A 24,238-nucleotide genomic window follows, 5' to 3' on the forward strand; every position below is an offset into this window, starting at 1 on the left:
CACGGAACGGCTGGTCGAGCGGCGGCGAACCGAAACGTGACGGAAACGGCGCTTTGCGGCGGGCGGTTTCCATCATGGGTCCCGAATGACTCCGGGGTCGATCCGCTTTGCGCATGCGCGGCGGACTTCACGATCCATTTGGATCGGGCTCAATGCCGAGCTCCATGACAATGACGGAACAGGTGACGGGGACTTGTCTAGATCATGATGGAATACGACAGGCTATTCGAGCGCGCTCCGCGGGCCAGAACCAATCCTGGCATGGGCAAGAAACGCATACGGCTGCGCACCAAAAGCCTGTTCTATTCGGCGACAAGCCTTTTTCCGGCCGCCGCCCAGGCGGCGGAAGCCCCCGGCCATGCTTTGACCAGCGGTCATGTCGTGGCCCTTTCGTCGGTCGGCGGGCTGGTTTCGGCGCTGCTGATCGGCGCTTTCGCGCTCCTCCGGCGCCGGGCCACCGTGGAACATGAAAATCGCCAGATCAAATCCGCGTTGTCGGACGCCCATGGCAAGATTTCGCGCTATGAGGCGCTGATCGCTGACAAGAACCGGCGTATCGTGATCTGGGACGGCATGACCGGCCAGGCGGAAGTGCTCGGCGAATTGCCGATTGAAACCGGCGCGCCGCGCGACGATCGCGATTTCCTCGCCTTCGGCCGCTGGCTGAAGCCGCGTTCGGCCGGCGAACTGGAGCGCGCCGTCGAAGCGCTGCGCGGCGAAGCGACGAGCTTTGACATCGTGGTCGAAACCGCCCGCGACGAGGTGCTGGAAGCGCAGGGCCGGGTGTCCGGCGGCCGCGCCTTCGTGCGTTTCCTGGCGCTCAACAATCTTCGCGCCGAACTGGCCGAATTGCAGATCGAGCGCGAGAGGCTGCAAAGCTCGATCCGCTCTTTCCAGACCCTGCTCGACGCCGTGGACATGCCGAGCTGGCAGCGCGACAAAACCGGCGCCCTGACCTGGGTGAACGAAGCCTATGGCGAAGCTGTCGCCGCGCCCTCCCCCGACATCGCCGTGCGCGAAAGCCGCGAATTGCTGGAAACGCTGACGCGCGAAAAGATCAAGGCCACGACCACCCCCGACAATCCATTCCGGGACAAAGTGGCGACCATCGTCAATGGCAACCGCACATTCTACGACGTGGTGGATGTGGCCAGCCGCGAGGGATCGGCCGGCATCGCTGTTGACGTGTCGCGCTCGGAAGCGGCGCGCGACGAACTGCGCCGCACCATCAAGAGCCATGCCGAAACGCTGGACATGCTGGCGACGCCAGTGGCGATTTTCGACGAGCGGCAAAAACTGCAATATTACAATCAGGCGTTCCGCCAGCTGTGGAATCTCGACATTCCCTTCCTCGAATCGACGCCTGACCATGCCGAATTGCTGGACCGGCTGCGGGCGGCCGGGCGGCTGCCGGAACAGTTGAACTGGAAGGCCTGGAAGGACACGATCCTGTCGGTCTACCGCGCCATCGATCCGCATACCGATCTCTGGCACATGCCGAACGGTCAGACGCTGCGCGTCTTCGCCACGGCGCGGCCGCAGGGCGGCGCGACCTGGGTGTTCGAGAACCTCACCGAACAGGTGGATCTCGAAACCCGTTACAACACGCTGCTGAAAGTCCAGGGCGAAACCATCGACCATCTGGCCGAAGGCGTGGCGGTGTTTGCGCCAGACGGACGCATCACGCTGTCGAACCCGGCTTTCCGGGCGTTGTGGAACATTACCGGCGAAGAGGCGGTCCCGGGCACGCATATCAAGGATATCGAAAAGGCCTGTCTGCCGTCCTACGACCAGACCGACGGCTGGAAGAATTTCAGCCGGATCATCACCAGCTTCAACGACCAGCGCATGCAGGCATCCGGCAAGCTCGAATTGAAGACTGGTCTGGTGCTCGATTACGCGGTCATTCCGTTGCCCAACGCCCAGACCATGCTCACATTCGTGAACGTGACGGCGAGCGAACTGGCGGAACGGGCGCTCAAGGAAAAGAACGAGGCGCTGCACAAGGCCGACGAAATCAAGAACGCCTTCGTCCAGCATGTCTCCTACGAGTTGCGCTCGCCGCTGACCAATATCATCGGCTTCACCGATCTGCTGCGCACCCAGGGCATGGACCCGCTGACATCGCGCCAGGCCGAATATCTCGACCACATCTCCAACTCCTCCTCGGTGCTGCTGACGCTGGTCAACGATATTCTCGACCTCGCCACCGTCGACGCCGGCATCATGGAGCTGCATTACGAGCCGGTGACGATCAACGATCTGCTCGACGAGGTGGCGCTGCAGGTGGCGCACAAACTGCAGGAAAACCAGGTTACGCTGAAGATCACCGCCGATCACGATCTCGGCGTCGTCCATGCCGATCACCAGCGGCTCAAGCAGATCTTCATCAAGCTTTTGACCAACGCCGCCAATTTCGCCCCTGAACGCAGCTCCATCGGGCTGAAATGCTGGCGCGACGGCGAGGATTTCCTGTTCACCGTTAGCGATCCCGGTCCAGGCATGAGCGCGGAAGCCGTGGAAAAGATTTTCAATCGCTTTGAATCCACCAATCATGGCGGACGCAAATCCGGCGCCGGCCTCGGCCTCGCCATTGTCGACAGTTTCGTCAGCCTGCATCACGGCGGTATCAGCGTCGATAGCGCACCGGGTGCGGGAACGCGCATCACCTGCCGGATTCCGGCCGGCAGGGCGACAGCGGCGCGGCTCGACAAGGTCGCTCTATGACGTTGATCAGCCTGTTCCTGCCCGATGAGGCCGCCACCCGGCGGCTTGGCGAAGACCTTGCCCTGACCGTGAAGCCGGGCGATTGCCTGGCGCTATCAGGCGATCTGGGCGCGGGAAAGAGCGCGCTCAGCCGTGCGCTGATTCGCGCCGTCGCCGATGACGATGAGCTGGAAGCGCCAAGTCCGACATTCACGCTGGTGCAGAGCTATGAGCTTAGGTTTCCCATCCATCATTTCGATCTCTACCGGCTCGGCGACGAAAGCGAACTGGACGAACTCGGCCTCGATGAAGCGCTGAGCGATGGCGTGGCGCTGATCGAATGGCCTGACCGCGCCGGCGCGCGCCTGCCGAAGAACGCCATCCGCATTGCAATCATCCATGAGGGCGATGGGCGGCGGCTGACGATCGAGACGACCAATGAACGATTCGCCACGCGTCTCGAGCGTGTTCTGGCAATCCGGCATTTTCTCGAAGACCAGCGCGGCGAAGTGGCCCGTCGTCGCTTCTTGACCGGTGATTCCTCCTTCCGCGCCTATGAACGGGTGACGACGCCGGCAGGAGAAGCGCTGGTGCTGATGGACGCGCCCCGGCGCTCCAACGGTCCGCCGATCCGCGACGGCAAGCCTTATTCGCAGCTCGTGCATCTGGCCGAGGATGTGAAGCCCTTCGTGGCGGTGGCGCGCTATCTGCGCTCGCTCGGCGTCTCGGCGCCGGAGATCTTTGGCGCCGATATGGATGCCGGTCTGTTGCTGATCGAGGATCTCGGCTCGCAAGGCGTGCTCGACGACAATGGCCGACCGATCGCCGAGCGCTATGTCGAGGCGGTCAAGCTGCTGGCGGATTACCACCGGCATCCGACGCCCGAACGGCTGGAGATCCAGCCGGGCGAATGGCATCAGCTGCCTGAATTTTCACGTGAAACACTGAAATTCGAAGCCGAGGTGTTGATCGACTGGCATATTCCCTGGCGGCGGGGCACAGCAGTCGACGAGACCGAGAAGGCTGACTATCTCGCCATCTGGGATCATCTGATCGATGAACTGGCCACTGTCGAAAAGCGGCTTGCGCTGCGCGACTACCATTCGCCCAATCTTCTGTGGCTTCCGGAGCGCCAGGGTTTCCAGCGCATCGGCGTGATCGACTTCCAGGACGCCATCATCGGGCCTTCGGCCTATGACGTGGTGTCGCTGTCCCAGGACGCGCGGGTGACGGTAAAACGACCGCTGATGGAAAAGCTGATCGAGACCTATATGGACGATCGCGCAGCTCAAGGCGATTTCGACTGCGACAGTTTCCTCAAGGCCTTCGCCATCATGTCGGCGCAGCGCGCCTGCCGGCTGAACGGGCTCTGGGTGCGGCTGCTCAAGCGCGACGGTATGGCTCATTACATGCGGCATATGCCGCGCACGCTCTGGCATTTGAGCATGGCGCTCGAACATCCTGTGTGCGCCCCCTTGCGCGACTGGATCAGGAAGGCTGGAATCCCCGCAGCCGAATCACCCGAAGATTGAGATCATGACGATCGAAAACGCCATGGTGCTGGCGGCGGGGCTTGGAACCCGCATGCGCCCGATCACCGACACGATGCCGAAGCCGCTGGTGCCGATCGCCGGCAAGCCGCTGATCGACTATGCGCTCGATGCGCTGAAAGAGGCCGGCGTGCGCCGGACCGTCGTCAATGTGCATTATCTCGCCGAGCAGATGGAAGCGCATCTCAGCGCCTATTCCGAGCTGGAGATCCTGATCTCGGACGAACGCGCGGCGCTGCTGAATTCCGGCGGCGGGCTGGTCAAGGGCTTGAGATTGCTGCCCGAAGGGCCTGTCTATGTGATGAACGCCGATCTGTTCTGGGCAGGTGACGGCAAGGGCGAGGCGGGCAATCTCGCCAGGCTGGCGCGCTTCTTTGATCCCGCAACCATGGATATGGCGATGCTGCTGGCGCCGACCGAAAAGGCCACCGGCCATGACGGCGGCGACGACTTCCGGCTGGTCGAGAATGGCGATCTGATCCGCGCCCGCGAGGCGACCGCAGAGACGGGCGGGCAAGGCGTGATCTATGCCGGCGCGATCGTGCTGGACTCCAGACTGTTTGCCGATGCGCCGGAGGGCGCTTTCAATCTCAACATCTATTTCGACCGGGCGATCAAGGCGGGCAGGCTAAAGGGCCTGCTGCTCGACGGCGACTGGGCGACCGCCGGCACGCCCGAGGCGATTGCGCCCGCCGAAGCTGTGGTGCGCCGCCATCGCGCGGGCCAGTGAGATGAGCGACCCCCGCGTCTTCACCATTCCGCCCGGCGCACCGTTTCTGAAGACGCTGGCGCGGGCGCTCGTCGAAGGGCTACTCGTCTCCTCCTTCCGCCTGACGCCTGAGGATCCGCTGTCTTTGTCGCGGGCGACGATCTATCTGCCGACGCGGCGGGCGGCGCGCGCGCTTCGGTCGGAATTCGTCGACCTGATGGCGGGACGCGCGGCGATCCTGCCGGTCATCCGTCCGCTCGGCGAGATCGACGACGACGCCGGCTATTTCGACGAGACGCCGGATGCGGCGCTCGATCTCTTGCCGCCGATCTCGCCTGTTCGCCGGCTCATTGAATTGTCTCGCCTGATTCTCGCCTGGCGAAACAAGCTGCCGGCCATGCTGCGCGACATCCATACGGATTCGCCGCTGGTGGCGCCGGCAAGCCCGGCCGACGCCATCTGGCTAGCCCGCAGCCTGGTGGAGCTGATCGATGCGATCGAGACCGAGGAGACCGGCTGGGATGGGCTCGATCGGATCGATCTCGGCGACCGCGCCATCTGGCAGCAGCTAACCGGGGAATTCCTGAAGATCGCCCGCGCCTTCTGGCCGGAGCGGCTGTCTGAACTCAATCGCTCCTCGCCCGCCGCCCACCGCGCCGAGGCGATCCGCGCCGAAGCCCGGCGCTATATGCGCGAACAGACGCCGCATCCGGTGATCGTGGCCGGCTCGACCGGCTCGATCCCTGCGACCGCCGAGCTGATCGAGGCGATACACGGGCTCGATTGCGGACGCGTGGTGCTGCCGGGGCTCGATCTCGACATGCCCGAGACCCATTGGCGGCTGGCGGGCGCCCTTGCCGCCGACGGCAAAAAGGACGGCGATCCGGCCAGCCGCAGCCATCCACAATATGGGCTTTATCATCTGCTCGCCCGGCTGAAGACCGAGCGGCGCGACGTCGCGCCGCTGGCGCTGGAGCAAGACGGACTGCGCCTGCGCGGCCGCGCCGTCAGCCAGGCTTTCACGCCTGCGGAAGCCGAAGCCAATCACCGCGCCTGGCGCGACGAGACCGGCGAGCCGGCGCTGGCCGAGGCCTTTGAGGACATGGCGCTGATCGAGGCCGCCAATGAGCGCGAAGAGGCGCTGGCCGCGGCGATCGCGCTCAAGTTGGCGCTGAACGCCACCGACGGCGCGGCCCGGACAAGGGCGGCGCTGGTGACGCCGGACCGCAATCTCGCCCGTCGCGTCGCCTCTGAACTCAAGCGCTTCGGCATCGAGGCCGATGATTCGGCGGGCGCGCCGTTGATGACCGCGCCGCAGGGAGCGCTGGCGCGGCTGGTGCTGGAAGCCACTCTCAGGCCCGGCGACCCCGCAGCGCTGATCAGCCTGCTCAAACATCCGATCATCCGGCTGGGCATGGACCGCGCCGCGCTCACCACGCAGGTCAACCGGCTGGAACTGCTGACATTGCGCGGCGGCACGGCGCCCGCCAATCCCTCGGCGCTGACGCCCCGAGTGACCGAAGCCATCGCCCGGCTGAAGGACAATCCGCACAAGACCCATTGGCAGCAGCTTCTGCTGATCGAGGATCAGCTGGAGATGCTGATCACCCTGTCGCGGCGGATCGAACAGGCGGTCGAGCCGCTGACCAAGATGGCGACGCGCGACCACTTTGGTCGGCCGATCCAGCGTTATTCCCTGCCCGCCTGGGCTCAGGCGACGGGACAGGCGCTGGAAGCTTTCTGCCTGGATGAACGCGACAGTCTCGAAAGCCTGTGGTCGAGCGAAGCGGGCGTGACCTTGGCGCGGCTGTTGCGCGAGTTGCAGGAGACCGGCGATGTGCTGGAGGCCGACGGGCCGCAATGGATCGACGCGCTGACGGCCTTGATCGCCGGGGTCGGGGTGAAGCCGAAATCCAACGACCATCCGCGCGTGATGATCTGGGGCACGCTGGAAGCGCGTCTTCTGGAGGTGGACACGCTCGTGCTCGGCGGTCTCAATGAGGGGATCTGGCCGGCGCAGACGGCCAACAATCCCTTCCTCTCACGCATGATGAAGACCGAGATCGGGCTTGAGCCGCCGGAGCGGCGCATCGGGCAAGCGGCGCATGATTTCGTGATGGGACTGGGGGCGCAGAAGGTGATCCTGACCCGCGCGCTCCGCCAGGGCGGCGCGCCCTCGGTCGCCTCGCGCTTCCTGCAACGCTTGCAATCCGCTGCAGGCCAAAGCGTGACGGAGGCGATGCGACAGCGCGGCGACGCGTATCGGGCGCTGGCGGAATCGCTTGATTATGGCGACGAACAGCCGTTTTCGCCGCGTCCCGAACCTTTTCCGCCGGCGGAGAAACAGCCGGAGCGCTATTCCTTCAGCGAAGCGGGCCGACTGCGCCGCGATCCCTACCAGATCTATGCCCGGCGCATTCTCAAGCTCGATCCGCTGGAGCCGTTCAACCGCGAGCCGGCGGCGCTGGAGCGCGGCAATCTCTATCACGCCGTGGTCGAGCGCTTCATCAAGGCCGGACATGATGCGCGCGCGCCCGGCGCATTCGAGGTGATCGCGCGGATCACGACCGAGGTCTTTGCGGAAGCTGCCCTGCCCCCGCATGTCGAAGCCGTCTGGCGACCACGCTTTCTGGAAGTGGCGCGGGAATTTCTCACCCACGAGGCCGAGCGTCGGCCGCTGATCGATAAGTCCTTCGTGGAAATCCGCGGCGAGCATAGGCTTCCGGGGCTGACCGTGTCGGGCCGCGCCGACCGTATCGATCTGCGCAAGGACGGCCGCGCCGACATTATCGACTACAAAACCGGGCTCGGCCCCTCGCCCAAGGAAGCGCGCACGCTGCTTGAGCCGCAGCTTGCGCTGGAGGCGGCGGTGCTGAAAGCGGGCGGTTTTGCCGATCTCAAGGCGCGTCAGGCCGAGGATCTGCTGTATGTGCGGCTGAGGCCGGGCCGCAATTTCAAGGTCGATTGCGTCAACAACGAGAAATCCACCAAGACCAAGCCGGAAGACCGGCGCACGGCCGATGAGCTGGCCACCGAAGCGCTGTTGCAGCTCGCCAAGCTGACGGCGGCGCTGAAGACGGGCAAAGCCGGATTCAAATCCCGCGTCGCGCCGTTCCGCGACAGCGATCATGGCGGCGATTACGACCATCTCGCCCGGGTGGCCGAATGGTCCTCCGCCGACAGCGACGAGGAGGCCGGCGATGAGTGAGGCTATTGCCAAGACGCCGCTTAGCGAAACGACGCTTCTCCAGAACGCCGCATCCTCGCCCGGAATGTCGGTCTGGGTGTCGGCCAATGCTGGCTCCGGCAAGACGCATGTGCTGACCCAGCGCGTCATCCGGCTGATGCTAAACGGCACCAGGCCCTCGGCCATTCTCTGCCTGACCTACACCAAGGCGGCGGCGTCGGAAATGTCGAACCGCGTGTTCGAGAAACTGTCGCGCTGGACGGCGCTCGACGACGAGCAGCTGGCGCGCGATATCGCGGCGATGGAGGGCGAAACGCCCTCCGCCTTCAAGCTGGCGGAGGCGCGCAAGCTCTTCGCCCGGGCGCTGGAATCGCCGGGCGGGCTGAAGATCCAGACCATTCACGCCTTTTGCGAATCACTGCTGCACCAGTTTCCGCTGGAGGCCAATGTCGCCGGCCATTTCAGCGTGCTTGATGACAAGGCGGCGGCGAGCCTGCTGTCGGAAGCCCGGCGCTTGCTGTTGACGGCGACGCAGGCCGAGGGCGATGAGGCGCTGGCGCGGGCCTTTCACGACGCTTTGTCGATCGGCGATGAAAGCGGCCTCGACCGGCTGCTGAACGACCTGATCCAAAACCGCACGGCCATCCGGCGATTTCTTGCTTATAGCCGCGACCGGGGCGGCTTTGAATCTGTCCTCGCTGAGGCGCTGGGGTTGGAGCCGGGCGCAACGCTCGCGTCAACCGCAGCCCGCGCATGGCCGTTAGCCGGATTCTCGCCCGCAGATGTCATGGCCTATATCAATCTCGCCAATGACAAAGGCGGGTCCAAGGCGCAAGGCTGCGCCTATGCGCTGGGCCTTGCCGACCGCGAGGACGATCCGGTCAAGCGGCTGATCATGCTGCGCGAGGGGCTGCTGAAGGCGACGGATGAAGCGCCCTATGCCGAAAGCACCTATGCCAACAAGGATATGCGCAACCGCGACGCAGACCTCATCGACCGGCTGCTGGGCGCGACAGGATGGCTGGCGCGTATCTGGCAGGACTACAAGACCGCCCGTCTCTATGAGGCGACGCTGTCGGCCTTGATCCTCGGCGAAAGGCTGATCGACAATTACGAGGTGCTCAAAAAAGAGCGCAGCTTCCTCGATTTCGAAGATTTCATCACCCGCACCGAAGCGCTGCTGAAGAAAGAGGGCATTGGCCCCTGGGTGCATTACAAGCTCGACCAGGGCATCGACCATATTCTGGTGGATGAAGCGCAGGACACCAGCCCGGCGCAATGGGAAATCATCCGCTCGCTGACCGAGGATTTCTTCGCCGGCGAAAGCGCGCGGGCGCTGAACCGCACCATCTTCGTGGTCGGCGACGAAAAGCAGTCGATCTATTCCTTCCAGGGCGCGCGTCCCGAGCGCTTCGCCGAAGAGCGCAGCCTGACCGAGCGCCGCGCCGCAGCAGGAGGACGTGATTTCAGGCCGATCAATCTGCGCGTCTCCTTCCGCTCGACAGAGGATGTGCTGACGGCGGTCGACCAGGTGTTCACCGACCCCGCCAATGCAAAGGGCCTGAGCGCGCTCGGCGATGCGATCGTGCATGTCTCCAACCGCATCGGCCAGGCCGGCCGCGTCGATCTCTGGGAAACCATCGCCGAGGAGACGAGCGCGGACGAAGATGATGACTGGCTGGCGCCCTTCGACCGGGTGGCCGAACGCTCGGCGGCGGCGGAGCTCGCCCGGCGCGTGGCGGCCTCGATCGAGGCCATGGCCGGCAAACAGAGCGTGGTCGAGCGCGATGGCAGCGTGCGTCTCATTCGGCCGGGCGACATCTTGGTGCTGGTGCGCAAGCGCGACGCCTTTGCGCTGACTTTGTCGCGCGAATTGAAGAAGGGCGGCCGCGTGGCGGTGGCCGGCGCCGACCGGCTGGTGCTCTCCAGCCATATCGCCATCCAGGATCTGATGGCGCTCGGCCGCTTCCTCATTCTCACCGAAGACGATCTGTCGCTGGCGGCGCTGATCAAATCGCCGCTGATCAATGAGAACGAAGACGCGCTCTATGAACTGGCAGCGGATCGCGGCCCGGCGGAAAGCCTATGGCAGAGACTGAACGCGCTGGCTGCGGCGTCCGCGCGCTGGCGGACAGCGCGCGACCGGCTGGAAAGCTGGCGCAAGATGGCCTGTTCGCTGCGCCCGCATGATTTCTATGCCCGTCTCCTGGGCGCGGAAGGCGGACGGCGGCTGTTTCTGGCCCGCTTCGGCGCCGAAGTCAGCGACGTGCTGGATGAATTCCTGAGCTTCGCGCTCGATCACGAACAGGCGGGACTGCCGGGGCTCGCCACCTTCCTCGCGACGATGGAGGAGGATTCCCCCGAGATCAAGCGCGAGCAGGACAAGGGCCGCGACGAAGTCCGCATCATGACCGTGCATGCCTCCAAGGGGCTAGAGGCGCCAGTGGTGTTTCTGGTCGATAGCGGCGGCAAGCCGTTCGACAAGACGCTGTTGCCGCGCATGCGGATCGTCGATCCCGCAACGGCTTCGCCTCGCCTGCCGCTCTGGTATCCCAATCGCGATTTCCAATGCCCCGTGATCACCGCCGACGAAGCCAGACTGGGCGCGAGCGCCGAGGAGGAATATCGGCGGCTGCTCTATGTCGGCATGACGCGCGCGTCGGACCGGCTGGTGCTGGCGAGCTACCGGAAGAAGCGGGAGAATGCCGGCACCTGGTCGGAGATCGTTCGCACCGCGCTGACAGCGGATGAGAACCATTGCCAGCCCGAGACCTTTCGCGCCGGGGCGCAGGAATGGAAGGGCTGGACCTGGCGGCGCCACGCAGGAGCCGAAGCCGAGGCTGCTGTCGCGGAGGAAAAGCCTGAGACGCGACCGCTGGCGCCGAGAGAGCCGCCGCCGGGGCTTTATGCTCCCCTGCCGCCGCTCGCCGATTTGCCGCGACCACTCGCGCCCTCGGGCGCGCATGCGGTGATCGATGACAGCGCCGGCGACGAAAAGGTGACATCGCTGCTGTTTGACCCGAAGCGCTCGGGATCGGGCGCGCAAACGCGCGGCAAGATCATGCACCGGCTGCTGCAGACGCTGCCCGAGCTTGACGAGATGGAGAGAGACGAGGCTGCGGAGCGCTATCTGTCGCGGGCGGCGCCGGATTGGAGCGAGCCGGAACGGATGCGGATCGCCGTCCAAGCGCTCGACATTCTGGATGATCCCGAACTTGCCTTCCTGCATCGCGCCGACACCAAGGCCGAGGTCTCGATCATGGGTGAGATCAGCCTTGGGGGACGAACTTTCGCCGTCTCGGGCCGGATTGACCGGATGGGACGCAATGCCGACGGCGTGTTTATCCTCGACTACAAGACCAATCTGTCGCCGCCGGAGCGCCGAGAGGACATTCCCTTTGCCCATCGCGCCCAGCTCGCGCTCTATCGCTCGGTATTGGAATCCATTTTTCCGGGGGAAACCGTCCGCTGCCTGCTGCTCTACACCGAAGGACCACAGCTTTATTCTCTCACCGAGGCCGAAGTTGAAAAAGCCCTGCTTGATATTTCGGCCCGATGATTTACCTCATTGAACCGATCCCGGCGCATGACCACATATGTGTCGAACCAGCCTGGGCGGCCACACATGATCCGCCCCAAGAAGGAGATTTCCGATGGCCACCGTCAAAGTCGACGTGAACAATTTCCAGGAAGAAGTGCTCAATTCCGCCGAGCCTGTCGTGGTGGACTTCTGGGCCGAATGGTGCGGCCCGTGCAAGATGATCGCGCCAGCGCTTGAGGAACTCTCCTCGGAATTTGCCGGCAAGGTGAAGATCGCCAAGCTGAACATCGACGAAAATCCGCAGCTCGCCGCCCAGTTTGGCGTTCGCTCGATCCCGACGCTCGCGCTGTTCAAGGCAGGCGAAGTGGCCGACATCAAGGTTGGCGCATCGCCCAAGACCGCATTGACGGCCTGGATCTCCGGCGCCGCCTGAAAACTGTTTTGCAGATGTGACGATGAAGCCCGGCCTCGCGCCGGGCTTTGTCATTCCGGCAGCGTGCCGTTGTCTTCGAGCACCGTGCCGGCGAAATAGAGCGAGCCGCCGATGAGAATGCGCGGCGGGACCGGATCGGTTTCCGTCTCGACGGCAATCTGGCTCAGCGCGGCTGCAGTGGAAGCGGCAGGCTCGGCGCGAAGACCGGCTTCGGCGGCGTCATGGGCGAGCGCAGCGGGATCGAGGCCCGCATCGGAACTGCGGATCGCCACCGTATAGACCTTGTGGGCAAGACCGTCGAAGGCCTCGAAATAGCCCTTGGGATCCTTGGTGTTGATCATGCCGGTGACGAGATAGAGCGGGCGCGGCTCGCGCTCCTCGAAGGAGACCATGGCCTCGGCGACCGCGCGGCCGCCATGCGGATTATGGCCGCCATCCAGCCAGATCTCGGCGCCCGGCGGGGCGAAAGCAATGAGATTGCCGTTTCTGAGGCGCTGCAGGCGCGCCGGCCAGCTGACCGACTTCATCGCCCTGGCCACCACCTCTTCGCTCAGCGCAAAGCCCGCACTTTTGACGGCGCGAATGGCGGCGGCGGCATTGGCGAACTGGTGACGGCCCGGCAGAGCCGGCAGCGGCAGATCCATCAGCCCGTCCTCGTCCTGATAGACGAGGCGGCCATTTTCTTCATAGGCCAGATAATCCTGGCCATAGATGGCCGGTTCGACGCCGGCGCGCTCGGCCTTGCCGACGAGAACGTCGAGCGCGGCGGCGTCTTCTTGCTTGCCGATCACCACTGGGCGGCGCTTGATGATGCCGGCCTTGGCGGCGGCGATCTGTTCGATCGTGTCGCCGAGCCAGGCCTGATGATCAAGCGCGATCGGCATAATCAGCGACACGGCGGGATGATCGAAGACATTGGTGGCGTCGAATTCGCCGCCCAGACCCACTTCGATCACGGCGGCGTCGGCCGGATGTTCGGAAAACAGGATGAAGATCACCGCCGTCAGCAATTCGAACACGGTGATCGGCTGGCCGGCATTGACTTGCTCAGCGCGGAGAACCGCCTCCAGCAGTTTCTCGTCGGAAACGAGACGACCGCCGCCCGGCGCGCCGAGCCTGTAACGCTCATGCCAGCGCACCAGATGCGGCGAGGTGTGGACGTGGCAGCTCAGGCCGGCGGCCTCGATCAGGGCGCGGGAAAACGCGGTGGCGGAGCCCTTGCCGTTGGTGCCGGCGATGTGGATCACCGGCGGCAGCCGGTCCTGCGGGCGACCGAGATCGTCGAGAAGCCGGCGGATGCGATCCAGCGACAGATCGAAGCCGCGCGGATAAATGCCGAGGAGGCGTTCGATCTCCTGCTCGGCGCGGCTTGGTTGCGTCGCGTTCATCAGCCCTCCCCGGCCTTATCGATCAGGCGGCTTCGGCGATGTCGGGCAGATTGAGCATCATGCGGGTCATCCGCGCCAGCGTCTCGGGAATGTCGTGACGGCGGATAACCATGTCGACCATGCCGTGTTCGAGCAGATATTCCGAGGTCTGGAAGCCTTCCGGCAGCTTTTCGCGGATGGTCTGCTCGATGACGCGCTTGCCGGCGAAGCAGATTTCCGCGCCGGGTTCGGCAAGATGCACATCGCCGAGCATGGCGTAGGAGGCGGTGACGCCGCCGGTGGTCGGATTGGTCAGCACGACGAAATAGGGCAGACCGGCTTCCTTCAGCATCTCCACCGCCACCGTGGTGCGGGGCAGCTGCATCAGCGATAGAATGCCTTCCTGCATGCGGGCTCCGCCCGAGGCCGGGAAGATCACCAGCGGGCAGCGCTCGGCGATGGCGCGCTCAAACGCCTTGATGATGGCTTCGCCGGCGGCGAGGCCGAGCGAACCGCCCATGAAGGCGAATTCATGCACGACGCCGACCATCTTGACGCCGCGCACCTGGCCGACGCCGGCCAGGATCGTGTCTTCCTGGCTGGTCTTGGCGCGACCGTCCTTGAGGCGGTCGGCATATTTCTTGGAATCGCGGAATTTCAACGGATCCTGCGGCACCTTGGGCTGCGGCAGCGCCTCGTAGCGACCATCGTCGAACAGGTCGACCAGACGTTCCTTAGCCGGCATCTTCATGTGATAGCCGGAATTGGGAATGACCCATTTGTTGGCTTCGAGATCCTTGTGGAAGACCATTTCGCCCGTCTCCGGGCATTTGATCCAGAGATTCTCTGGCACGTCGGCGGTGGGCCGGCCGAGCATGGAATTGATCTTCGGACGGACGAAATTGGTGATCCAGTTCATGGCTCAAACTCCTGACCGGGGGCGTTTCCGCCCCGATATGGCTGTTTTACTCGGCGGCTGCAAGACGAGCGGCGCGCACGCCGGTGGACAAGCCGTTGACGAAGGTGACGACTGCCTGGACCGTATCGGCCGTGGCGTGGCCTTCTTTGTCAAGCGAGGTCGCGACCTGGTTGATGATGGCGGTGCCGACCACGACGCCGTCGGCGGCCGCGCCGATCAGGCGGGCGTGTTCGGCGGTCTTGACGCCGAAGCCGACGCAAACCGGCAGATCGGTGTGGCTCTTGATGCGGCGCACGGCGCCGGCGATCAGCGATGGATCGGGCAACGCAGACCCCGTGATGCCGTTCATCGAGACGTAATAGACGAAGCCCGACGTATTGGTGAGCACCTTGGGCAGGCGGCGGTCATCGGTGGTGGGCGTGGTCAGGCGGATGAAGTTGACGCCCTTGCGGATAGCAGGGATGCAGAGCTCGTCATCCATCTCGACCGGCAGATCGACGATGATCAGCCCGTCGATGCCGGCGTCCACCGCGTCATCGAGGAAACGTTCGACGCCATAGATATAGATGGGATTGTAATAGCCCATCAGCACGATCGGCGTGGTCTGGTCACCCTCACGGAATTCGCGCGCCATCTGAATGGTTTTGGCGAGCGAATGACCGTTTTTCAGCGCCCGCTGGCCGGCGAGCTGGATGGCCGGACCATCGGCCATCGGATCGGAAAAGGGCGCGCCGAGCTCGATAATGTCGGCGCCGGCGCCCGGTAGAGCCTTCATGATCTCGAGCGAGGTCTGGTAATCCGGATCACCCGCCATGAAATAGGTGACGAGCGCGGGCCGGCCTTCAGCCTTGAGGTCGGCGAATTTCTTGTCCATGCGTGCGGTCATCGCGATCAGAGCCCCATTCCCAAAATCTTGCCGACGGTAAAGATGTCCTTGTCGCCGCGGCCGCAAAGATTCATCAGAATGATCTCGTCCTTGCCCATTTTCGGCGCCCGCTTGATCACCTCGGCCAAAGCATGGCTGGGCTCAAGCGCCGGAATGATGCCTTCGGTGCGGGTCAACATCTGGAAGGCGGCGAGCGCCTCGTCATCCATGATCGGCACATATTCGGCGCGGCCCATATCTTTCAGCCAGGAATGTTCGGGGCCGATGCCGGGATAATCGAGGCCAGCGGAGATGGAATGGCCCTCCTTGATCTGGCCGTCGCCATCCTGCAGCAAATAGGTGCGGTTGCCATGCAGCACGCCGGGCGAACCGGCGGTGAGCGAGGCGCAATGTTCTTCGCCGTCGAGGCCCTTGCCGCCGGCTTCGACGCCGACGATGCGGACCGACTCGTCATCCAGGAAGGGATGGAAGAGACCGATGGCGTTGGAGCCGCCGCCGACGGCCGCAACCAGCATGTCGGGCAGGCGGCCTTCGGCGGCCATCATCTGCTCGCGCGCCTCGCGGCCGATGACCGACTGGAATTCGCGCACCATTTCCGGATAGGGATGCGGACCGGCCGCCGTGCCGATCATGTAATAGGTGTCGTCGACATTGGTGACCCAGTCGCGCAACGCCTCGTTCATGGCGTCCTTCAGCGTGCCGTTGCCGGCGGTGACCGGGATCACTTCGGCGCCGAGCAGCTTCATGCGGAAGACGTTGGGCGCCTGACGCTCGACATCGGTCGCGCCCATATAAACGACGCAAGGCAGGCCGAAGCGGGCCGCAACCGTGGCCGAGGCGACCCCATGCTGGCCGGCGCCGGTTTCAGCGATGATACGGGTCTTGCCCATGCGCTTGGCAAGCAGGATCTGGCCGACGCAGTTGTTGATCTTGTGGCTGCCGGTGTGATTGAGTTCGTCGCGCTTGAAATAGACCTTGGCGCCGCCGAGTTCGGCGGTCAGGCGTTCGGCGAAATAGAGCGGGCTGGGGCGACCGATATAATGCGTGCCGAGATTGGCGAGTTCAGCCTGAAATTCGGGATCGGTCTTGGCCTTGTTCCAATCCGCCTGCAGATCGAGGATCAGCGGCATCAGGGTTTCGGCCACGAAGCGGCCGCCAAAAATGCCGAAGCGACCATCTTCGTCCGGTCCGGCGCGGTAGGAATTGGGCTTTGCGATCTCGTTCACGCGTTCTCTCCTCAGGCCGCCTGCGTCGCGCGACGCACAGCGGCGAAAAATTCGTCCATTTTCGCCAGGTCCTTGACGCCGGGCGCGGATTCGACGCCGGACGACAAATCGATGCCCCTGGGACGGGCGATGCGGATGGCGTCGCCGACATTGTCTTTCGTCAAGCCGCCGGACAGCATATAATCCACCGAGGGATCAAGCGCCGCGAGAAGCGACCAATCGAAGCTCACGCCATTGCCGCCCGGCAGATCGGAATCCTTGGGCGGCTTGGCGTCCAACAGATAGCGATTGGCAAGACCGTCATAGGCCTCGATCCGGGCAAGATCCTCCGACGTCGACACCGACAATGCCTTCATCACCGGCAGGCCCGTCATGGCTTTTACGGTGAGAACCCGGTCGGGGCTCTCCGTTCCATGCAATTGCAAAATGTCGGGCTTGATCATGGCGATCAGTTCGTCGAGATCATCGTCATCGGCATTGACCGAGACGGAGACAATCTTGGCGCGGCCACGGACGCGATCGGCCAGACGGCCGGCGTCGGCGGGCTCGATATGGCGCGGGCTCTTTTCGAAAAAGATGAAACCGATATGGGTCGCGCCCAGACGGACGGCGTGATCCACAGCCTCTTCGGTCTTCAATCCGCAGATTTTGATGTCGAGTTTCATCCGGCCCAACTCGCATGAAATGGAGTAAGAGTCGAGCCGTTTTTACGCCATCCCCGCGCCGGAAATGCGGCGCAATCAGCCGAAATCATGCACATGCAGCATGGCGCCGTTGCGCTTCAGCCAATGACGCGCCTCGTCCATACGGGGGCAAAGGCGGGCGCAAACCGCCCAGAAGCGATCCGAATGGTTCATCTCCTTGAGATGGGCGACTTCATGGGCGGCCAGGTAATCGAGCACGTAAGGCGGCGCCATGATGATGCGCCAGGAAAAGCTGAGCGCGCCGTCATGCGAGCAAGAACCCCAGCGGCTCTTGGTGTCTTTGAGCGTGATGCTCTTGATCGTCGCGCCGACTGTGGCGGCATGCGCCTCGGCGCGGGCTTCCAGATCCTTGCGCGCCTCGGCCTTGAAATAGTCGCGCAGCCGGCGGGCGAGATGATCCTCCGCGCCGCCGACCAGGATGACCGCTTCGCCGTCGATCGCGGATGTTTCGGTGAGGCCGCGCAGCTTTCCGGTGCGCTTGATGCGATGGGCGACGCCGCGCAGATGCAGATAGCGGCCTTCGGTCAAGGCGTTGGAGCTCGGAAAGCGGGCAAGCCGCGTCATCAGCCAGCCTTCATGGCGGGCGAGGAAATCGTCGATCTCGCGCGACTTCAAGCCAAAGGGCACAGTCAGCTTAAGCGCCTGACCACCCGGCTCGATGCGCAGCGTGATGCGGCGGGCGCGACGATCAGGCTTGACAGTGAGCGGCAGCGACCGGCCCGCGACTTCATGGGTGCGGGTGGACGGCGCATTGGGCCGCTCGGGTTTTTGCAGGAAGGACAGCCGCGACAACATGCAATGACGTCTAGCAGATTCACGCGTCAAAGCAAAAGCCGGCGCGAGGGGCGCCGGCTCGATTTATCGAGATGTTCACGGGTTAGGCGGGAAAGCCCTGATCCGGCGTATCGACCTGGTTACGGCGCGCCTCACGGTCGCGCATGAAACGGTCGAACTCTTCCTGATCCCGGGCCCGGCGCAATTCGCGCATATAGGAGTCGAATTCCTCGCGCATCTCGTCGAGCTTGCGGCGCTCTTCCTCGATACGGTCCAGTTCGGCCTTGCGCCAGTCGTCAAAGGCCATATTGCCGGAGGCGAACTGGAAGCCCTTTTCGCGCCAGCGGCCGGAGCGGCAGGCGCTCGTGAAACCGTCAAAACGCTGAGTGGCGTCGCGCTTGAAGGCGCTCAGACGATCGCCGAACAGGATATATGCCAGCATGGCCAATCCAAGCGGCCAGAAAAGAACAAAACCGAGGACCATCAGTGCGATGGTGGCCGGCGTCCATTCGGGCCGTATGAGAGGGGCGGTGCGGTACATGATGTCGTTTCCTCACGATTGCCTGGCCCGCAAAAGCGCGGACCATTGCAATCGATGTGGGAAAGCGTGTGACGCATTCAAGCAGAATTGCGTCGAAATCGGACAAGAGCCTGAAACGTCTTGCGTTTTTCAACAGTCGCTTAAACACGCAAGACGCGAGGATCAGACCTTCGCAGATGAAGACGGCGCACGCCGCGGCAATTTCAACCGGGGCGCGGCGGATTTCGCCGGCGTATTGGAGTTGACCGCCTCCGTCTTCACGCCGTGTTCGCGCATGAAGGCGACAATGCGGGGCACGATTTCCTTGCGGAAACGCGAACCGTTGAAGACGCCATAATGGCCGACATCCGGCTGGACGTAATGGGCGCGCTTGGCGTCCGTCAGCGACGAGCAGAGCGTCTGAGCGGCATGCGTCTGGCCGACGCCGGAGATATCGTCGTTTTCCCCTTCGACAGTGAGGAGCGCGGTGCGGCGGATCTTGGAGCAATCAACGCGGGAGCCGCGATGCATCATCTCGCCCTTGGGCAGGGAATGTTTGATGAAAACGGTGTCGACCGTCTGCAGATAGAATTCCGCCGTCAAATCCATCACCGCCAGATATTCGTCATAGAAATCGCGATGCTTGTCGGCGGAATCGCCGTCATTCTTGACGAGATGGAAGAAGAAATCCTTGTGCGCGATCATATGGCGATCGAGATTCATCGACATGAAGCCCGACAGCTGCAGGAAGCCGGGATAGACGGTGCGCATGAAACCCGGCTGCGGCCATGGCACCTGCATGACGACATTGTCTGCGAACCAGCTGAGCGGCCTGTCCTGGGCGAGCTGGTTGACGGCTGTGGGATTGATGCGGGTGTCGATCGGCCCGCCCATCAGCGTCATCGAGGCGGGAGCCAGGGGATCATTGTCTTCTTCCATGCGGGCCACCGCGGCGAGCACGGGCACCGAGGGCTGGCAGACAGCGAGCACATGTGTGTCTTCGCCGAGGAACCTGATCATCTCGATGACGTAATCAATATAGTCGTCGAGATCGAAGGAGCCCTCGCTCAGGGGCACCATGCGGGCGTCTTTCCAGTCGGTGATATAAATGTCCGCCTGAGGAAGCAGGGCTTCCACAGTGCCGCGCAACAAAGTGGCGTAGTGGCCGGACATCGGCGCGACGATCAACAGCTTGGGATCGCGACCATGGCCTGATGGCACAACGCGCTCGAAATGCAGAAGGTCGCAAAAGGGTTTGGACAGAACCACATGCTCGTGAACCGATACTGACCGGCCCGAAATCATCGTGGTCGGCAGATCGAAGGACGGTTTGCCATAGCGCCGGGTGGCGCGTTCGAAGACTTCGAGACCAGCCGCCATGGACCGCCCCATGGCGGTGTAGGAGAGCGGGTTGAAGGGATTGGAACAAGCGATCCGCATTGACTCGGCCGTCGCCCGGGCGGGCGCCATGGCCGCATGGCCAAACTCATAGATGTGATAGAACATGTAAAACCTGCACCTCTTCCTGGGCCGGACCGCCGGTCACGCATCCTAATTCGTGATCGACACTAACAGTTCCGACTTAATGGACAAGAAACGCGATTACGCCAAGTGGATCGAATTCATCACATCTGGTGACGAATTGCGGAAAACAGGCCATCCGCGTGATGAGTGTCGCCCATCAGCCTTGCGCCTGGATGACCGCCTTGATCAGCCCGGATTTCTGATGCGCCCAGCGCGGCAGGTCGGTGATCGCGCCGGAAAAATCGGTGCGATGGGTGATCAGTTGCTCGGTGTCGATGGCTCCGCTGCGGATTGAGGCGATGACGTGGTCGAAATCGGCCTTCTGGGCGTTGCGGCTGCCGATGATCGACATTTCCCGCTTGTGGAATTCCGGATCGGCGAAGCTGATATCGTCCTTGACGACGCTGACATAGACGAGGACGCCGCCATGGGCGACAAACGGCAGCGCCGCCATCATCGAGACCGCATTGCCGGTGGCGTCGAACACCGCCTCAAAGCCTTCGCCATCGGTGATGGTCTTGGCCTGATCGAGCGCAGACGCGCCGACCATGATCGACGACGCAAGGCCGAAACGACCATTTGCTTCCGCGAGGCGTTCCTCGCTCAGATCCATCAACGTCACCTGGAAGCCGGCGATGCGGGCGAAAAGCGCAGTTCCCAGACCAATGGGGCCGGCGCCGACCACCAAAGCCCGAGCGCCCGGTTCGACCGCGCCGGCGCGGCGCACGGCATGAGCGCCAATGGCGAGGAATTCGACCGTCGCCGCCTGCTCCGGAGACAGGCCCTTCGCCGGATAAACATTGACTGACGGCACGACGATCTCTTCGCAAAAGGCGCCGTCGCGATGAACGCCGAGCACCTCGATCGCCATGCAGCAATTGGGCTTTCCGCGCCGGCAGGCGATGCAGCGGCCGCATGCGATATAGGGATTGACGGCGACGAGATCGCCAGGCTCGAGGCCGGAGCCAGCAGGCGCCTCCACCACATGCGCGGAAATCTCGTGACCCATGACGCGGGGATAAGCGAGGAAAGGATGCTTGCCCTCATAGATGTGGTAATCGGTGCCGCAGATGCCGATATGGCTGACCTTCAGCCTGACCTCGTCGGCCTTGGCGGCTGCTGGCTCGGCGCGCTCCACGAGTTCGAGACGGCCCGGCTCGGCGCACAGGATCGCTTTCATGATCATTCCTCCCCTCGCCGCTGCTTGCGGCGTCATGCGATTTGCTTTTGTCTTTTATCTACAATATACAGATTGCGCAATGGGAGGACAGGTCGCCGCTTGCGGCGACGATCGCAGACGGGAGAGCGCATGGCGCGGCAGAACACGCTGTTCAAGGAAGCCTATAACCGATGCCTGAGTGACATCGAGGAGCAGGCAAACCTGCCATCAGAGCCGGAACTCGGCGAAAAATACGGCATCAGCCGCACCACGGTCAGGGCAATTCTCGGCCGTATGCGCGACAATGGGCTGATCGTCTGGGACAAGCGCAACAAGATCGTGCTGCGGCCGCCCAAGGACGACGATTTCTTTCCCGACGAAGAGACCAACTCGCTCAACCAAATCATCGAACGCGCTTTCATGAAGCGCATTCTGACCGGCGAGGCCAGCCCGGGAGCTCAGATCAGCGAAGCGGAAATCGCTCGCGACGTGGGCGCCGGCACGACCAGCGTGCGGGAATTCCTCATCCGCTTCTCCCGGTTCGGGTTGATCGAAAAGCGACCCAACAGCCATTGGGTTCTCAAAGGCTTCACCCTGAATTTCGCTCTTGAACTTAGCGAGGTGCGCGAGATGTTCGAGGTCAAATCGGCGGCGGCCTTTGTGACGCTGCCGGACGACCACCCCGCCTGGGCCGAGCTCGACGCGATTGAGGCCGAACATCACACGCTTCTCGGTGACATCGAAAAGCGGTTTCTGGATTTTTCCGCGCTCGACGAACGGTTTCATCTGCTCGTGCATCGCGCGTCAGGCAACCGCTTCGTCATCGATTTTCACGACGTAATCGCCTTCATTTTCCACTATCACTATCAGTGGAACAAGACGCATGCTCGCGCGCGCAACGAACGGGCGCTGCTCGAACATCTCGATTATATCGCCGCGCTGCGCTCTCGCGATTGCGCCCGGATCGAGGCCGCTTGCCGCATCCATCTTGCTTCAGCGCGTGAAACGCTGATCGCCTCCGTTCCCCATTGAGACCATCCATGACCACACCCATTCTTCAATTTGGCACCAGCCGTTTTCTGCAGGCCCATGCCGATCTCTTCGTCAGCGAGGCGCTGGAGCGCGGCGAGGCGCTCGGGTCGATCACCATCGTTCAGACCACGCGCTCCGGCGAACGCAGCCGGCGGCTGACGGCGCTTGCCGCGCCAGAGGGTTTTCCGGTGCGCATTCGCGGACTAAGCAAGGGGGAAACGGTCGACGACATCAGGCGCGTGACCTCGGTGAGGCGGGCGCTGTCGATCCATGACGACTGGACGGAGACGGCGCGGATTTTCTCGGATGAGGCGCTGGTGGTGATCTGCAACACCGGCGACGCCGGCTATGACATCGGCGCCGAAGCCAACGGGCTGCCGGACGGAGTTCCAGAGAGCTTTCCCGGCAAGCTGACAAAATTGCTGCTCGACCGTTTTGAGAAAGGCGGCGCGGCCCTGACGATCCTTCCCGCCGAACTGATCTCGCGCAACGGCGATGCGTTGAAAACAATCGTTATCGGGCTGGCGCGGCGCTGGCGTCTTCCCCAGGCCTTTCGCGACTGGCTGGACCAAGATGTGGTGTTTTCCAACACGCTGGTCGATCGCATCGTCTCCGAACCAATCGAGCCGGCGGGCGCGGTGGCCGAGCCCTATGCTCTCTGGGCTATCGAGACCCGGCCCGGCCAGACCCTTCCATGCCTTCATCCGGACATCGTGGCGGCCGCAGACATTTCGTCCTATGAGCGACTGAAACTGTTCATCCTTAATCTCGGCCACACGGTGTTGACCGAGACATGGTTGGCTTCGGATTTGCCGCGCGACATGGTGGTGCGCGAACTTCTGGCCCGACCCGACTATCTCGATTTCCTCGAAGATTTCTATGCCCAAGAGATTATTCCGGGCTTCGCCCATCGCGGTATGAAAGAGGCGGCGGAGGCCTATGCACTGCAAACGATCGAGCGCTTCCGCAATCCGTTCCTCGATCACAGGCTTTCCGATATCGCACAGAATCACCTGGAAAAGATCCGACGGCGTGCCGGTGGTTTTCTGGATTGGACGGGCGCAAGCGCCCCCACTCTCGAAAATATGATCCGAAAAGCCGACCAAAACGTTCAATAAATGCTGCGTCCTCCGTTCCGGCTGTTGAAGTTTTTCGCCGGCTCGACTCTTATCGCAGCCGCATCCGGGACATTCCTCGCCTTCAGTTTTCAACGAGGCTGAGGACTGTCGTATTTGCCCGCGCGTCATCCTCCCAGGGATCCAACCCCGACGCATGGGCCTCACGACGCCAGGCCCGGTGCGAGTGTCAACGCTTCACTGCGCCCCGGAACGGGCGCGGAAGAATATATTGATAAGGAAATAGACATGTCCGATAGCCGCCACGCCGACCATCCCGCAGCTTCGATGTTCGTCGAACGTTGGTCGCCCCGCTCTTTCACCGGCGACGCTTTGCCGGAATCCGCTTTGATGACCATACTCGAAGCTGCGCGCTGGACCCCTTCGGCCAGCAATACCCAGCCCTGGCGCTTCGTCTACGGCCTGAACGGCACGCCTGAATTCGACAAACTGGTTTCGGTGCTGATGGGCTTCAACCAGGTCTGGGCGCCCAAGGCCGGCGCGCTGCTGCTGGTGGTGTCGAAGACCCAGGCGGTGAACGCCGACGGCGCCGTCAGCCCGCTGCGCTGGCATTCCTATGACGCTGGCGCCGCCGCTCTCGCCATCGCGCTGCAGGCCGAAGCGCTTGGCTATCACGCCCATTCGATGGGGGGCGTCGAGGGCGAAAAGGCGATGGACGTGTTTTCCATTCCCGAAGGCTACAAGGTCGAGAGCGCGATCGCGATCGGCAAGCTCGGTCCCAAGGACGCTCTGCCGGAAAAACTCCAGGAACGCGAAGTCAAGAGCGATCGCCTGCCCATCTCCGAATTTGCCTTCAAGGGCGAATTCAAGGCTTAAGAAAGCCTGAATGTTTCACGTGAATCACGAGAAAACGCCGGGGATAACC

The 24,238-nt window shown here is 63.2% G+C and carries 18 protein-coding genes; 9 read left to right on the forward strand and 9 right to left on the reverse strand.

Going from position 1 to position 24,238, the window contains the following annotated elements; genetic code table 11:
* Positions 1 to 261 precede the first annotated feature (261 nt).
* The 6 genes from M2360_RS23595 (at position 262) to trxA (ending at position 12,126) form a co-directional block, all read left to right on the forward strand.
* Positions 262 to 2,727 (forward strand): PAS domain-containing sensor histidine kinase, encoded by a 2,466-nt coding sequence (locus tag M2360_RS23595; RefSeq protein WP_280777840.1) that lies wholly within the window; start codon positions 262 to 264, stop codon positions 2,725 to 2,727.
* Entirely contained in the window at positions 2,724 to 4,238 is a 1,515-nt protein-coding gene (gene tsaE / locus M2360_RS23600; protein ID WP_280777841.1) for a tRNA (adenosine(37)-N6)-threonylcarbamoyltransferase complex ATPase subunit type 1 TsaE, read from the forward strand. The genes M2360_RS23595 and tsaE overlap by 4 nt, the downstream gene beginning before the upstream one ends.
* Positions 4,239 to 4,242: 4 nt before the next feature.
* Positions 4,243 to 4,986 (forward strand): nucleotidyltransferase family protein, encoded by a 744-nt coding sequence (locus tag M2360_RS23605; RefSeq protein WP_280777842.1) that lies wholly within the window; start codon positions 4,243 to 4,245, stop codon positions 4,984 to 4,986.
* 1 nt (position 4,987) lies between these two features.
* Complete coding sequence (addB, locus tag M2360_RS23610) at positions 4,988 to 8,173, forward strand: double-strand break repair protein AddB (RefSeq protein WP_280777843.1); 3,186 nt, start codon at positions 4,988 to 4,990, stop codon at positions 8,171 to 8,173.
* On the forward strand, positions 8,166 to 11,711 hold the full coding sequence (gene addA, locus M2360_RS23615) for a double-strand break repair helicase AddA (protein WP_280777844.1): 3,546 nt from the start codon (positions 8,166 to 8,168) through the stop codon (positions 11,709 to 11,711). Before addB ends, addA begins: the two co-directional genes overlap by 8 nt.
* Before the next feature lie 94 nt (positions 11,712 to 11,805).
* Entirely contained in the window at positions 11,806 to 12,126 is a 321-nt protein-coding gene (gene trxA, locus M2360_RS23620) for a thioredoxin (RefSeq protein WP_280777845.1), read from the forward strand.
* A 50-nt stretch (positions 12,127 to 12,176) separates the two neighbouring features.
* Here the strand turns inward: trxA and M2360_RS23625 are convergent, their stop codons facing one another.
* The 9 genes from M2360_RS23625 to M2360_RS23665 form a co-directional block, all read right to left on the reverse strand.
* Positions 12,177 to 13,514: a folylpolyglutamate synthase/dihydrofolate synthase family protein gene (locus M2360_RS23625; protein WP_280777846.1), complete on the reverse strand. Its 1,338-nt coding sequence runs from the start codon at positions 13,512 to 13,514 to the stop codon at positions 12,177 to 12,179.
* 22 nt (positions 13,515 to 13,536) lie between these two features.
* On the reverse strand, positions 13,537 to 14,412 hold the full coding sequence (gene accD / locus M2360_RS23630) for an acetyl-CoA carboxylase, carboxyltransferase subunit beta (protein WP_280777847.1): 876 nt from the start codon (positions 14,410 to 14,412) through the stop codon (positions 13,537 to 13,539).
* A gap of 46 nt (positions 14,413 to 14,458) precedes the next feature.
* Positions 14,459 to 15,298 (reverse strand): tryptophan synthase subunit alpha, encoded by an 840-nt coding sequence (gene trpA / locus M2360_RS23635; protein ID WP_280777848.1) that lies wholly within the window; start codon positions 15,296 to 15,298, stop codon positions 14,459 to 14,461.
* A gap of 5 nt (positions 15,299 to 15,303) precedes the next feature.
* Complete coding sequence (trpB, locus tag M2360_RS23640) at positions 15,304 to 16,524, reverse strand: tryptophan synthase subunit beta (RefSeq protein WP_280777849.1); 1,221 nt, start codon at positions 16,522 to 16,524, stop codon at positions 15,304 to 15,306.
* Positions 16,525 to 16,535: 11 nt separating this feature from the next.
* A complete protein-coding gene (locus M2360_RS23645; protein ID WP_280777850.1) occupies positions 16,536 to 17,189 on the reverse strand; it encodes a phosphoribosylanthranilate isomerase in 654 nt (217 codons plus the stop codon).
* 75 nt (positions 17,190 to 17,264) lie between these two features.
* Positions 17,265 to 18,023, reverse strand: a complete 759-nt coding sequence (locus M2360_RS23650; protein ID WP_280777851.1) for a SprT family zinc-dependent metalloprotease — start codon at positions 18,021 to 18,023, stop codon at positions 17,265 to 17,267.
* A gap of 82 nt (positions 18,024 to 18,105) precedes the next feature.
* Positions 18,106 to 18,543, reverse strand: a complete 438-nt coding sequence (locus M2360_RS23655; protein WP_280777852.1) for a DUF2852 domain-containing protein — start codon at positions 18,541 to 18,543, stop codon at positions 18,106 to 18,108.
* 162 nt (positions 18,544 to 18,705) lie between these two features.
* Positions 18,706 to 20,028, reverse strand: a complete 1,323-nt coding sequence (gene phaZ, locus M2360_RS23660) for a polyhydroxyalkanoate depolymerase (RefSeq protein WP_280777853.1) — start codon at positions 20,026 to 20,028, stop codon at positions 18,706 to 18,708.
* Between the two features lie 175 nt (positions 20,029 to 20,203).
* Positions 20,204 to 21,226 carry a zinc-binding alcohol dehydrogenase family protein gene (locus tag M2360_RS23665; protein WP_280777854.1) on the reverse strand — a complete coding sequence of 341 codons (1,023 nt, stop codon included), beginning with the start codon at positions 21,224 to 21,226 and terminating at the stop codon, positions 20,204 to 20,206.
* A gap of 129 nt (positions 21,227 to 21,355) precedes the next feature.
* Between M2360_RS23665 and M2360_RS23670 the strand changes: the two genes are divergently transcribed.
* The 3 genes from M2360_RS23670 (at position 21,356) to M2360_RS23680 (ending at position 24,189) form a co-directional block, all read left to right on the forward strand.
* A complete protein-coding gene (locus M2360_RS23670) occupies positions 21,356 to 22,237 on the forward strand; it encodes a GntR family transcriptional regulator (RefSeq protein WP_280777855.1) in 882 nt (293 codons plus the stop codon).
* An 8-nt stretch (positions 22,238 to 22,245) separates the two neighbouring features.
* A complete protein-coding gene (locus M2360_RS23675; protein ID WP_280777856.1) occupies positions 22,246 to 23,355 on the forward strand; it encodes a mannitol dehydrogenase family protein in 1,110 nt (369 codons plus the stop codon).
* A 246-nt stretch (positions 23,356 to 23,601) separates the two neighbouring features.
* Positions 23,602 to 24,189, forward strand: a complete 588-nt coding sequence (locus M2360_RS23680; protein ID WP_280777857.1) for a nitroreductase family protein — start codon at positions 23,602 to 23,604, stop codon at positions 24,187 to 24,189.
* Positions 24,190 to 24,238 lie beyond the last annotated feature (49 nt).

It is taken from the genome of Rhizobium sp. SG_E_25_P2 (assembly GCF_029892285.1).
Classification (GTDB): domain Bacteria; phylum Pseudomonadota; class Alphaproteobacteria; order Rhizobiales; family Rhizobiaceae; genus Rhizobium_E.